The sequence below is a fragment of the Pyrobaculum sp. genome (genome assembly GCF_049971835.1).
GTDB lineage: Archaea > Thermoproteota > Thermoprotei > Thermoproteales > Thermoproteaceae > Pyrobaculum.
On sequence record NZ_JBMFKV010000047.1, the window covers coordinates 1 to 13106 of the forward strand.

The 13106-nt window shown below is 57.9% G+C and carries 11 protein-coding genes; 9 read left to right on the forward strand and 2 right to left on the reverse strand.

The genetic code is table 11. The features are described from left to right. Positions 1-1122 (forward strand): ABC transporter substrate-binding protein (locus ACP5J3_RS05760; protein WP_428494798.1); only part of this gene is annotated, 1122 nt, incomplete at its 5' end. On the opposite strand, the gene ACP5J3_RS05765 is transcribed toward ACP5J3_RS05760, so the two are convergent. After that, the gene (locus tag ACP5J3_RS05765) at positions 1119-1907 is read right to left on the reverse strand and encodes an ABC transporter permease (protein ID WP_428494799.1); all 789 of its coding nucleotides are present in this window, start codon (positions 1905-1907) and stop codon (positions 1119-1121) included. The genes ACP5J3_RS05760 and ACP5J3_RS05765 overlap by 4 nt on opposite strands. Then, entirely contained in the window at positions 1904-2917 is a 1014-nt protein-coding gene (locus ACP5J3_RS05770) for an ABC transporter permease (RefSeq protein WP_428494800.1), read from the reverse strand. The genes ACP5J3_RS05765 and ACP5J3_RS05770 overlap by 4 nt, the downstream gene beginning before the upstream one ends. Positions 2918-3063: 146 nt before the next feature. Here ACP5J3_RS05770 and ACP5J3_RS05775 point away from each other — a divergent pair, with 146 nt between their 5' ends. The 8 genes from ACP5J3_RS05775 to ACP5J3_RS05810 form a co-directional block, all read left to right on the forward strand. Continuing rightward, positions 3064-5133 (forward strand): hypothetical protein, encoded by a 2070-nt coding sequence (locus tag ACP5J3_RS05775; protein WP_428494801.1) that lies wholly within the window; start codon positions 3064-3066, stop codon positions 5131-5133. A 187-nt stretch (positions 5134-5320) separates the two neighbouring features. Then, the gene (locus ACP5J3_RS05780; RefSeq protein ID WP_428494802.1) at positions 5321-5680 is read left to right on the forward strand and encodes a hypothetical protein; all 360 of its coding nucleotides are present in this window, start codon (positions 5321-5323) and stop codon (positions 5678-5680) included. Positions 5681-6135: 455 nt separating this feature from the next. Then, positions 6136-7080, forward strand: coding sequence for an MBL fold metallo-hydrolase (locus ACP5J3_RS05785; protein WP_428494803.1), 945 nt, complete (start codon positions 6136-6138; stop codon positions 7078-7080). A gap of 47 nt (positions 7081-7127) precedes the next feature. After that, positions 7128-8510, forward strand: a complete 1383-nt coding sequence (gene ppcA / locus ACP5J3_RS05790; RefSeq protein ID WP_428494804.1) for a phosphoenolpyruvate carboxylase — start codon at positions 7128-7130, stop codon at positions 8508-8510. Between the two features lie 178 nt (positions 8511-8688). Further along, the gene (locus tag ACP5J3_RS05795) at positions 8689-9993 is read left to right on the forward strand and encodes a BMP family ABC transporter substrate-binding protein (RefSeq protein WP_428494805.1); all 1305 of its coding nucleotides are present in this window, start codon (positions 8689-8691) and stop codon (positions 9991-9993) included. Then, positions 9993-11390 (forward strand): ABC transporter ATP-binding protein, encoded by a 1398-nt coding sequence (locus ACP5J3_RS05800; RefSeq protein WP_428494806.1) that lies wholly within the window; start codon positions 9993-9995, stop codon positions 11388-11390. The genes ACP5J3_RS05795 and ACP5J3_RS05800 overlap by 1 nt, the downstream gene beginning before the upstream one ends. Next, entirely contained in the window at positions 11387-12349 is a 963-nt protein-coding gene (locus tag ACP5J3_RS05805; protein ID WP_428494807.1) for an ABC transporter permease subunit, read from the forward strand. The genes ACP5J3_RS05800 and ACP5J3_RS05805 overlap by 4 nt, the downstream gene beginning before the upstream one ends. Further along, a partial coding sequence (locus tag ACP5J3_RS05810; protein WP_428494808.1) for an ABC transporter permease subunit occupies positions 12340-13106 on the forward strand: 767 nt, incomplete at its 3' end. The genes ACP5J3_RS05805 and ACP5J3_RS05810, both read left to right, overlap by 10 nt.

Consider the following 13106-nt stretch of genomic DNA (forward strand, 5'->3'; position numbering starts at 1 on the left):
GCCCCCAACGCCACCACAGTCGTCTTCTACCTAAAGAAGCCCGTGTCTTACTTCCTCGCGCTGGTGGCGACCCCGCCCTACTTCCCGGTGCACCCCAGGTACAACCCCGATAAGGTGGACTCGGACCAGACGGCCGGCGGCGCCGGGCCCTACTGCATAAAGACCTTTGTGAGGGATCAGCAGATTGTGCTGGAGGCGAACCCCTACTACTACGGCCCCAAGCCGCAGTTCACCCAGGTTGTTGTTAGGTTTTATAAAGACGCCACGACTCTGAGGCTCGCCCTTGAGAGGGGCGAGGTGGACATCGCGTGGAGGACGCTCAACCCACCTGACGTGGAGGCGCTGAGGGCGACTGGGAAGTACAAGGTGGTGGAGGTGCCGGGCTCCTTCATTAGGTACATAGTCCTCAACCTCAACATGCCTGAGCTTAAAGACGTAAAGGTGAGGCAGGCCCTCGCCGCCGCCGTATGCAGGAAAGACATTGCAAACGTGGTGTACCGCGGCACCGTGGCGCCCCTATTCACGCTGATACCCCAGGGCATGTGGTCCTCCTACCCAGTTTTCCAAGAGAAGTACGGCGACTGCAACACCGACCTCGCCAAGCAGTTGCTCCAGCAGGCAGGGTACGGCGCGGGGAAGAAGCTGAACATCGAGCTGTGGTACACCCCGACCCACTACGGCGACACTGAGAAGGACCTCGCCGCGGTGCTGAAGGAGCAGTGGGAGGCCACCGGCGCGGTGTCTGTGACTATAAAATCCGCCGAGTGGGCCACGTACGTACAGCAGTTGAGAAGCGGCGCCATGATGGTATCCCTCCTGGGCTGGTACCCCGACTACCTAGATCCGGATGACTACACCACGCCGTTTTTGAGAAGCGGCTCCAACAAGTGGCTGGGCAACGGCTACAGCAACCCGCAGATGGACCAGATACTAGACAAGGCGTCCACCGAGCTCAGCCAGCAGACAAGAGAACAGCTCTACAAACAGGCGCAACAGATCCTCGCGGAGGACGTCCCCATTATCCCACTGATACAGGGCAAGCTCTTCATAGTGACCAAGCCCAACATCCAGGTGGTAGTCGACCCAACGATGATTCTACGGTACTGGGCAATCAAAACCTAGTCTTTTTTACCCAGCCTCTCCCCCAGGCCCTCCCCCAGCATTGAGAAGCCCAGGGCAGTCAGCACTATAAAGAAGCCGGGTGCCAGTAGCCACCAGTTGCCGTTTACTATGTACGACCTCGCGCTTGAGAGGTCGAGGCCCCAGTCCGGAGTGGGCGGGGTCACTGTGTAGCCGAGGAAGGCCAGTGCGGATTCTGTAAGCGCCGCATCTGCGACGTTTATCGTGGCGACCACCACCAGCGACGGCACGAGGTTCGGGAGGATGTGGCGAAACACAACCCTCCACCTAGACATGCCCAGGGAGACAGCCGCCTCCACGAAGAGGCTTGACTTCACCACCATCGTCTCGTTACGCGCCATCCTGAAGTACGTCGGTATGTACACTACGCCGATGGCCAAGGCGGCGTTCACGGGGCTCGGCCCCAGGACGCTGGCGATTGCAATAGCCAGGATCAGGCTGGGGAAGGCGTACATGCTGTCCATAACCATGCCCAACGCCCTATCCACCCCACCGCCCACGTACCCCGAGAACATGCCCAGGGTGAACCCCACGGAGGCAGACAGCAGAGTGGCCAGTAGTGAAATGGCGATCATCACCTGGCCTCCGTATAGAATCCGGCTAAACACGTCTCTACCCAGGTTGTCGGTGCCGAATACGTGGCCTGGCCCCGGCGGGGAGAGGGGGTCACCCGACCTCTTCGCGGGGTCGTAAGGCGCGATGAGGGGCGCCAGCGCCGAGAGGATCAGGACAAAAGCCACCACCGCCGCGCCGGCCCTCAGCATCATAGCCCCCTCCTCACCCTGGGGTCGAGCAGGGCGTTGACTACGTCTACCAAGACGTTGAGCAACACGACGATGACGACGAACACCACCACGGTGCCCTGGACAGTGGTGTAGTCTAGATACTGGATGCGCTCCAGGAGGAGCGTCCCCAGGCCCGGCCAGGAGAAGGTAGTCTCCGTCAACACGGCGCCTTGGAGGAGGAGAGCCAGCTGAAGCCCCATCATGGTGACCGTAGGCACGATGGCCACCCTATACGCCCTCCACAACACGGAAAGCTCCCCAAAACCCATCGCCCTATACGCAGAGACGAAGTCCTCCCCCAAGGTCTTAACCATGTTATTCCTAATAAGCCTCGTGAAAACCCCAGAGAGGACCAGCCCCAGGGTGAAAGACGGCAGAGCCAGGTGCCGCAGAGCGTCGGCAAGGGAGTCCAGGCGACCAGCCAAGAGGGAGTCCACTAGGTAGAGGCCGGTCACCCTCGGCGGCTCGAGGCCGGGGGTGATCCTCCCAGCCACGGGGAACCACCCCAGCCACACCGAAAACACCAGCTGGAGAGCCAACCCGATGAAGGGTATAAACAAGACGTAGGAAACCATGGCGTAGAGCCTAGCCCCGAGATCCACCCTCCCCCCAAACCTAGCCGCCAAGAAGCCAAAGACGTGCCCCAGCAACACGCTGACGGCGAAGGCGGACACGGCCAGCTCCACCGTCGCCGGGAGCCTATCCATAATCTCCGCCGCCACCGCCCTACGGCCAAAGACAAGGCTCCTCCCCAAATTACCAGTAAAAACCTGCGCCAAGTAGTCAAAGTACTGGACATACAGCGGCTTATCCAGCCCCGCCTCTCTAATCAACTGCTCCACGTAACCAGGAGGCGCCTTCATGCCGACCATAGCCACAATGGGGTTCCCAGGAATCACCCGCAAAACAAAAAACACCACCGTCAGCAGGATTAAGAGAGTCGGCACCGCCAGCGCCGATCTGTAAGCCACATACCTCAAAAGCCCAGCCACAAGCCACACACCCAGACAGTAAATAAACATCACCTCAACAAGAAGCCTAGCCAACGCCCCAAAAGCGGCGCATCACCTAATTCAAACCGACTCGCAACAAACCATGTTCATATGCGTAAAGCTTAAAAAGACGCTTTTTTTGAGTCATGTTGAGGGTAGTGCTTCCGTTAATCGCGCTGGCGATGCTTGTAATAGCTCAGGGGCCGCCTAGAGAGCTGTTCTGCGCCGGGGCGGCCGAGCTCGGCCTCGCCGGGGAGAACCCCAACATAATGTTTACCGTATTTGAGGGGGGCTCTTGGAGGCCCGCCGCGGCCTACGTAGAGTCGGAAAACGTGACCTTCGTACTAGTCCCGGCGGTGGCTAGAAGCAACACAGACCCCGCCGAGGCCGTAACGCGCGGCGCCCTACCGCCGCCCGTGTTGAGAAACGACACGGTGGTGTGTTTCGAGGCGGCCCCGGGGAGGCCGGCCGCGGAGCCCCCAGCCCCCGGCCTGCTTATCACAGTCGAGAGGAGAGGCGCCGTGTACCACGTCTACGTGTCTAGAGCCGGAGACGTGGAAAACCCCGCCAACTACACACTGGCGCAGTCCGGCAGGCCGGAGGGCAGGAGGCCAGACGGGATAGAGCTCGTTGACCGGCGGCCAGCGGCGGGCGGCCGCGGGAAGCCGCAACCAGAGGCTGGGATTCAGCAGGTTTCGACCCTCAGCTACTGGGCCGTCTTCAAGCTGTACAGACTGACAACCCAGTCGCTTCAGCCCGGGGCCTGCGTCTCCACGGTGTTTGACGTGCCTGACGGCACAAGCCAAGCCGCCGTGGTGCTGACAGGTGGGACAACCCCCGGCTCTTACAGCTACTTAATATTCAGCAGCTGGAATCCCTCACAGCGCTGGAGCGGCGCGGTCTCTGTACTCTCCGGCCGGCCCCAGACTGTTGTGGCGTGGCTACCGGCGGGGAGGGCTCAGTACACTGTACAGATATGCAACCAAAACAGCCAGCCAGCCGCGATCTACGCATCGGCGCTGGTAAGCGCCACCAACAGCCAATACTACAGAAACGACGTAGTTAGAATGACGCCATCTTGGATTCCTCAATATATATGTACCACGGCTTGTATCCCATTTAATAACTGGCTTAAGAGTAGTAATAACTATCTAGCCGTGCCGGGTTTCTATGTCGATGCGGCAAGTAGCATAACAGTTAGTATAAATCTGCGCGTGCCAAAGAGCGCCACGACAGGTACAGTATACGTCTACTGGGGAGGTCTATACATCGGCTCCCTGAGCGGGGGTACAGATCCCAGCAACCCCTCGTACATGGTGTTCTCAGGCACATTAACAGTCCCACAGTCTTTGTACACGGCGCTACTGCCGACGTACGGCCTCGGCGGCGTAATTTCAATAGGCCCACTAAACCCACCCGATGGCTCCTACCTGGCCATAACAGTGGCAGTTAGGCGGCCAGTCGAACTGGCTCCCGCAGGTGACTCATTGTATAGAAGGCCAGTCAAAGTGGTCAAGGAGTCGCTGGTAGTGACTAATACAAAAGCCTTCATAACAGATTTAGAGGCAACAGCGAGCTACGGCATTATATTAGGCATATCCACTAAGCCTTTTGAAAGGCCAAGGGATAGTTCATACAGCTTCATTAGGATGACCGTAAATGCGCTGGATGCGAGCCTAAACCCTGTCCAGCTCTCGGGAGCTACTTCCGGCATTGTGGTGACAAGCGGCTCATCATGGCTACTAGAATCACTGCCTTTTCTATCCCTGGTGATGAGCATCTATGACTTGGCTAAGTCCACCATTGATGCGCTGAAGAACGCGGTTCAATCATTTCCAATAATTGGCTACGTTACTTTGGCAATAGATAATTTTGTACAAACTGCTTCCGCATCTATTAAGGTATGGACTTCGGGCAACTCGGTAACTGTCGAGTTCTACACTGGCTGGTATAACGATCCCCTAGTCGCCAACGTATCAGTCACCGCAGGTGACTGGCCAACCTATTTGTACATATCAAGGGTCGAGTACACAACACCGTACTATCCATGGTATACAGTATACTCCGTAGATAGGCCAGCTCTGCCCAGTACATCAATTGGGACAATACCACAAGCCGGGCAGATAAGCTACTTCCCCTATAGAACCTTGACATGTGGCGCCCAGGAATCTATAATACTAAGATCCTGGAACTGTATAAATGACTATTTCAGGTAAGTTTGGAATAAAGTCGATACTTTTTTTATATTTATATTCTTATATACTTTTTACTGGGGTTTTTCTCAACCTTTTTAAATTTCCCTATTTCATACTCACGGGATCGCTGGCATATATAGCGGCATACCATGCGGCGTGCGGCCGTCTGGCATTCCCATCGACAGTTTACGGCATAGGCCTGGGGATTTTGGCCCTAGACAGCGTCTATCCCCCGAGCCGCGTCTTCGGCCCCCTACCCATTGACTTCGGCTGGACACTCCTCTACACGCCCCCCGCCTTGGCGGCTCTGTTGCTATACGCCGCCACCTACGTCAATGGCCCCGCCAGGCGCGTATTATCCGTGGCGTTGCTAACAGCGGCGCTACTCGCCGGGCACTTCTACATAGTCTACGCCGGCATCCTGTGGAGGGTTCTTGTGCCGGCGATAGGCTTGGCTCCCGTATTCCCAGAGCCCCAAGACTTCCCACTCTACATACTCCTATACGAGCTCTGGAGAATAATCCACCAAAAACCACTAAAACTAAACTGCCAAAAACAAACAACATGAAAAGCGGCCCGGGCGCGGCAGGGGGCCGTGGAGCGATGCGCCCCAGATGGACCCAGCCCTGTAACTGTACACCCCGGCTACACAGAGCGCCTAGGCCATAATGCATATAGCAGGTGGCGTACCTACCTCCGGGGCCTTAACGCCACCGCCGGCGGCGTGGCGAAGAGCTGGAGGCGGCGTTCTTCACAATGTGTAGAAAGAGGTGGCCATATGGATAAGACCTACCGGAAACGCGCCTGGCGCATTCTTACGCCTAAAAGCCGTACCGGGCATATGCCAAATTAAATAAGGTAGTCTTTACTGGGGTAAAGAATGGCGTCTGCGCATACCTTCTGGAATACTTCGGCGGCCTCTAGCGCGTAGACACGTCCGCCGATCAATACTTCCATGGGCAGTCGGCGAACCTGTCCAACCTGCGCGTGTGGATGCATAAAAAACTGGTGTTGCGGATCTCCGTGAATATCTACTACGACAGAGGCATCTACGTGGAGGGGCGTAGGTCGAGATTTGTGGTTGACCCCACGGGGCCTGTGAGGGGCCGTGTGGATTTCGTCTTGGTTACGCATGGACACAGCGACCACGTGTCGAGGTATGTATACCGGCACCTTGTGGTGGCTACGAGGGAGACCTTCGCAGCCATGTCTGTGAGGTTTGGGGGTCTGCCTCCCCGCCGCGTCGTTACCGCGCCGGGGGCCGTCTTGGAGCTCGGCGACGTGCAGATAGCCGTGCTGGAGGCGGGTCATATACTGGGCAGCGTTATGTACGTGGCCGAGGTGGACGGGCTTCAGATCTTGATAACCGGCGACTTCAACACGTCGGGGTCTATTATCACAGATGGGGCCGAGCCGTTTGAGAAGCCTGACGTGCTCGTCATGGAGGCCACCTACGGCGACCCGGCCTACGTCTTCCCCAACAGAGCTGAGGTGTACAACGAGCTTATGGACGTCGTGGAGAGGCTGGCCGGCGAGGGCGGCGTGGCCATCTCGGCGTACCCCCTCGGCAAGGCTCAGGAGGTCGCCGCGCTCTTCGGCAGGCGCGCCGGCGCCCACTCCTCCGTGGCGAGGTACAACAAGGCTCTCGGCGTCCCCACAGGCAGTGTGAGAGACGTGTTGATAGTGCCGAACCTCAGAATGGCGCCGCCCGGCTACTTTAAGGTAGAGGTAAGCGGCTGGTACGTCGACGAGGCCACTAGGAAAAACGCCGAGGCCGCCGGGGTATACGGCATACCCCTCAGCGACCACAGCGACTTCCCGAGCCTCGTCGAGTTCGCCACGGAGGCCTCGCCAGGGCTGGTCTACACCGTATACGGCTTCTCGGAGAGGCTCGCCAGCCGCTTGAGGAAGCTGGGTCTCAAGGCGTATACAATACCGACCTCTGCGGGTTTATCGAAATACCTATAGATATATTGCCGAATCTATATATATAAAGTAGCCCAATTAGTTTCGTAATGTATATACCGCGGTTGATGTGTACACAGCATCCAGACTCTACAGTGAAAATCACCGCTCCTGAAGAGGTTGACGAGGCTGTGGTGTCCTACCTCGCCTACGGATGCGGTGAGATTATGGTGGATTACGAGGGGAAAGCCACTCCTTATTCCCAGCCGAGAGATATCGTAGCAAAGGCCGTGGAGATGGGCATCCCACTTGGAGAGAGATTTTTCATAACGCCAAGGATACCCAACCCCCGTTTGGAGGATTTTGAGCGCAGCATGTTAGCATTGGAGGCTGTGGTGCTGGCTAATAGCTACTCGAGACGTGCCGCTGATACAGAAGCAGTGAGGTGGGTGATTTTACCCATGGTTGAGGACTACGACACAATGGTTATGGTCTACAAAGCTTTAGACATGAAGATAAGAGACTTGGCTGAACTAGGCGCAGTAAAGGACAGAGCAAAGATACAATTAATACCACTCGTTGAAGATGCCTCGCGCCAAATTCACATAGTGGGCTTTATTAAAGCTCTGTTCCGCGCCGCTCTCCACAGCGGCCGCGTGCTTGAAGAGATGAGAGTATTTTTGGGGATATCAGACTCCGCTGTTAGACATGGCCACGTCGCCTCCTCGCTCGCCTTGGTTAAGGCACTTAACGAGATTAACGACTTAAATAGAGAGGGGGAGTTTAAAATATACCCCATAATTGGGATGGGATCTCCGCCGTTTAGAGGAGGTCTCAACAGTCCACATCTAGCTCCAATAGAGGTGGTGCAGTACGCTGGCTACGAAACTGCCACAATTCAATCAGCGGTGAGATACGACATCTCTTACTCGGAGTACTTAAAGGTGAGAAATACCGTAGAAAATCCCCCAGCGCCGCGTCGCGTGGAGGTGGAAAACGAATGGGTAGAGAAGGCGTCGGCGCTGTACCGCGATTTTATTAGACCATATCTTGAAAAAATTGCAGAACTAAGCAACGTCATACCGCTTACTAGAGACCGCGTCTCATGGAGGGTATACGGAAGAACAATAGATGGCGCGGATCTGCGCTTGCCCCGGGCGATAACCTACACGGCCACGTGGTACTTCTCAGGCCTGCCGCCTACTTTCCTTGATGCTAGGTTTGTAGCTTGGGCTTATAAGCAGGGCTTATTAGACGAAATCATAAGGGCATTACCTGCTTTCATACCTGAATGGAAATTTGACTCGATGTTTTACTGCAGAAAGAGAGTGGAGAAAATCTTAGGTGGGGATTTAGTTAGGGACGTGGAGCAGGCCTTCGACATCTTAGGCATCAAGCCTGAAATTGACAGTACCTACGCCTCTCTTCTACAGTCGGCAGATGCCCAGCCACATGCCATAGCGCTCGCCAGGATGAGGGGTTTTCTGGGGTAGATCAGAGGCGAGGTCTAGAGTTAAGCAAATATATTCAGATGAAATGGCGGATGTGATGAGAATCATGCCCGTGAGCTAGGTGCTCGGTCCTAGGGTAGCTGACGTCGTTTAATACTTCACTTAAAACTTGCCGTGGGTATAAGAGAAAATTATTTATTTGTTATTAACTGGAGGCTTCATGGCAACAAGCAGGAGGGACTGGTTAAAAACTGTGGCTTCTTTCGCGGTGGGCGCGGCTCTGGGCGCCGGAGGCACATACGCCGCGTTGCAGAGTATAAAAACCGCGGTTGAAAAAACCGCGACGCAGACATCCGCAACGGCCGCTAGCCCCACAGAGGCGCCGAAGACGGCGGCGGGCCTCCCGGTGATGAAGATACACTTCATCTACGTAGGCCCCATCGGCGACTACGGCTGGACACATGCGCATGAACAGGGGAGGAGGTTTCTCCAGAAGACGCTCTGCCCAGATCCCAAGAAGTGGTGTATCGTGGAGACCTCCTACACGGAGAGCGTCCCCGAGGATCAGGCCTATACCTATATCAAAAGGGCGCTGTCCAACGGCGCGCATATGGTCTTCACCACGTCCTACGGCTTTATGGACGCCACGAAGCAAGCCGCGTCGGAATCTCCAGACCGCTTCTTCGCCCACTGCTCAGGCTTCTTCAAGACTCCAGACGAGTGGGCCCGGCTGAGGAACTTCGCCGAGTACTTCATAGACCTCTACGAGGCGTACTACCTCAACGGCCTAGTCGCCGGCAGAATGACCAAGACCAACAAACTGGGGTACGTAGCCGCGTTCCCCAGGCTCCCGGAGATTATAAGACACATGAACGCCTTTCTGATAGGGGCCAGGGAGGTGAATCCAAACGTCACAATGGAGGTGGTTGGGATTGGGGAGTGGTACAGCCCCGACAAGGCGAGGAAGGCGGCTACGTCGCTGATAGAGGCGGGGGCCGACGTCCTCGCATTTACGGAAGACTCGCCCACCGTACTGCAGGTGGCCGAGGAGCAACAGAAGGCGGGGCGGAGGGTGTGGTCCTTTTCACACTACAGCGACATGTCTCAATACGGGCCCAACGCCCACCTCACCGGGCAGGTGGTTAACTGGGGCCCCCTGTATCTGGAGATGGCTGTAAGGGCGTACTTATCGTGGATATCCGGCGACTTGTCCATCTGGTCCGAGTGGCCTCCCGAGAGGCCGAGGGACTACTGGTGGAGTATGAAAAACGCCTACGCCAGCTACGACTACAGGAAGAACCCAGCCGATATAATCACGCCGCTGAACCCCGCGGTGCCCGACAACGTAAAGGCATACGTCGAGAAGAGGAGGAGGGAGGTGATTGAGGGGGTATGGGACCCCTTCACAGGCCCCGTCAAGGATATGAGGGGCAAGGTGAGGGTGCCGGACAGGGCGAGGCTCAGCAAAGATGATTTATACAACATGGACTGGTACGTGGAGGGCTACGTAAAGGAGCCGGCGTAATGGAACTTTTTCTACGGGCCTCGGGCCTGAGGAAGGTTTTTCCAGGTGTCGTTGCCCTCGACGGCGTCGACTTCGAGGTTAGACGCGGCGAGGTGCACGGGCTTCTGGGCGAGAACGGGGCCGGCAAGTCCACCCTCATCTCTATACTCTACGGCATATACAGACCGGACGGGGGAGAGATTTTTGTAAACGGCCAAAAGACTGTTATACACTCGCCCAGCCACGCGGCGAGGCTGGGCATAGCGCTCATCTCCCAGCACTTCGCCCTTGTGGAGTCGCTGACGGTAGAGGAGAATTTAAAACTGGCCGGGGTCGACGTGGCTCGGGCCGTGGAGGTGGGGAGGGGGCTGGGAGTGGAGATCCCCCTGGGGAAGTACGTCGGCGAGCTCACCGTGGGCGAGAGGCAGAGGGTGGAAATAGTCAAGGCCCTGGCCCGCAACAGCGAGCTACTCCTAATGGACGAGCCCACGGCGCTCCTCAGCCCAAGAGAGGTGAAGTCGCTACTCGGCATCGTGAGGAGGCTCGCCGACATGGGCAAGGCGGTTGTCTTCGTCACCCACAAGATTAGAGAGGTTGTGGAGGTGGCCGACAGGGTGACGGTGTTGAGAAGAGGAAGGCTAGTGGGGGTTTACGAAAAGCCCTTCGACGAGGAGGAGCTCCTGAAGGCGATGTTTCAAGGCGTGTCCCCCCGCCGCGTCCACGGCGTCCGCAGCCCCACGGGGGAGGTTATATACCGCGCGGAGGGGCTGAGGGGCGACCGCGTGGCCGACGTGTCTATAGAGCTGAGGAGGGGGGAGGTGGTAGCCGTGCTGGGCGTGGCTGGGAACGGGCAGGAGGAGCTGATGGAGCTCCTCTCCGGCTTCAAAAAGCCGAGGGGCGGGAGGATTTATATAGACAGGGAGGAGGTCACGGGAAGGCCGTTTCGCTACTTTCTCAAAAGGGGGGTGGCGTACCTGCCGGAGGAGAGGGGGCGGGCCCTCGCCAAGGAGCTTTCTGTGCTAGACAACTTTAAGATTAGGTGTTTCAACAACTGCGTGAACCTCCTAGAGGAGGCTAGGAAAATCCTCGACATCGACTTCCCCACGCCGGGCTCCAGAGCCGCGGCGCTGTCAGGCGGCAACCAGCAGAAGCTACTCCTCGCCAGGGAGGTGTGGCTGAGGAGGCCCTACATACTGGTGGCCTCCTACCCCACCCGCGGGCTCGACGTGGAGACCACCGAGAAGTTTTACGACCTCGTCAGAGCCGCCGTGGCTGGCGGGGCGGTTTTAAGCGTCGAGGATATAGAGGAGGCCGTGGAGAGAGCCGACAAGATATATACCATCTCCCGGGGCCGCATCACCGGGGTCTTCACCCCGCCCTTCGACGCCGGCGAAATCGCCGAGGCGATGACGCAATGAGATTAATACAGAGGCCGACCCCCTCGCCGCTCCACTACCTATACGCCGCGCTGGGCTCCCTCGCGACGGTTACGGCCATAGTCGTCCTCTTCACAGGAGACGTGGAGAGAGCCGCCGCGGCCTTCACCTCTGTAGACATCCACTACCTAGCCAGAGTCTTCCTAGTCGTCGCGGTGATAAGCCTCTCGGGGGTCTTGTCATACCGCTCGGGCCTGTGGAACATCGGCCAGGAGGGGCAGGCGGTGGTGGGCGCCCTGGCGGCCGTGGCGTCTAGAAACGCTGTGGAGGCCGTGGCGCTGGCGGCGCTTTTCTCAACCCTCTGGATCCTCGCCCCCGCCGTGCTGAGGGCCGCGGCCGAGATCAACGAGGCCGTCACCACATTTCTACTCTCCCTAGTGGCCATCTACACCGCACGCTACTTCGTAGACGGGCCTCTGCGCGACCCCGCGAAAAAGGGATTCGTCGTCACCGCAGAGGCGCCCTACCTAGACATCCTCGCGGCCGCCGTGTTGTACGTACTGTTGCTAGTAGGCGTAGTTGCGCTGTATAAGACGCGCGCGGGGCTGACCCTGCGCCTGCTAGCATCAGGCGAGGAGGTGGTGCGCTACGCCGGCAAGTCGCCGAGGGCTTACATCGCCGTTGCTCTGTTGCTCAGCGGCGCGGTGGCAGGCGTGGGCGGCGCCGTCGAGATCATGACGAGAGAAGCCGGTAGGTACATGACGCTACAGCAAGTCTCCACGGGGTTCGGCCTATTCGGCATATCCGCCACGTGGCTAGGCGGCCTCCACCCCCTGGGCGCCGCCGCGGCGTCTCTCTACATCGCCTGGCTCTACCAGGTCGCCACAAACCTCAAAGTCATGGGACTGCCAGCGCTTGTGGCCAACGCCCTGGTCGGAAGCGCCATGGCGTGGGGCTTGGCTGGATACGTAATGTACAAGTACAGGGTGGTATGGCGGTAGACATAGGCGTTGTACAAGAGGCGCTTAAAGGCGCCGCGCCCATACTCCTCGCCACCCTCGGAGCCGTCATAGGCCAGAGAGCCGGAGTCCTCAACCTAGGCCTCGAAGGCGTGGTGTACCTATCAGCCGCCGTCGCCGCCGTCGTCGGCCCTCCGTGGGGGTATCTACTCGCAGTCGCCGTGGGAACTCTCTACAACCTCCTCTACCACCTCCTGGTCAACGACCTCGCACTCAACCAGATACTGATGGGATTCGCCTTCACCATGATGGCGTATGGAGTGGGATCACAGATTGCACGGCCAGCCGTGGGAAAACCCATCGAGAAGCCGCTAGTCCAGGGAGTGGAAGTCTACCTAGCCGCGGTGCTCATAGCCGCGGCTCTACACCTCCTGCTGAGGACTAGGCTAGGCGTGGCGATCAAAGCCTCCGGAGACGACCCTCCCTCCCTCGACTTAATGGGCGTCGACGTATACAGAATAAGAAAAATCGCAGGCGCGCTGGAGGGCGCGCTAGCCTCATCCGCCGGCGCCTACCTCGTGTTGATCTACTACGGAAGCTGGTCAGACCAGCTGGTAATGGGCTGGGGCTCGCTCGCAGTGGTCACAGCAATGGTATCGCTCTGGAACCCCCTACTAGCCGCGGGCGCCTCCATAATTCCCTCGCTCTTCATATCACTAGCATACACCCTACAGAGACTAACAGAGGCATCTCCACACCTCCTCAACACCGTCCCCTACCTAGCCTCAATAGCCGTGCT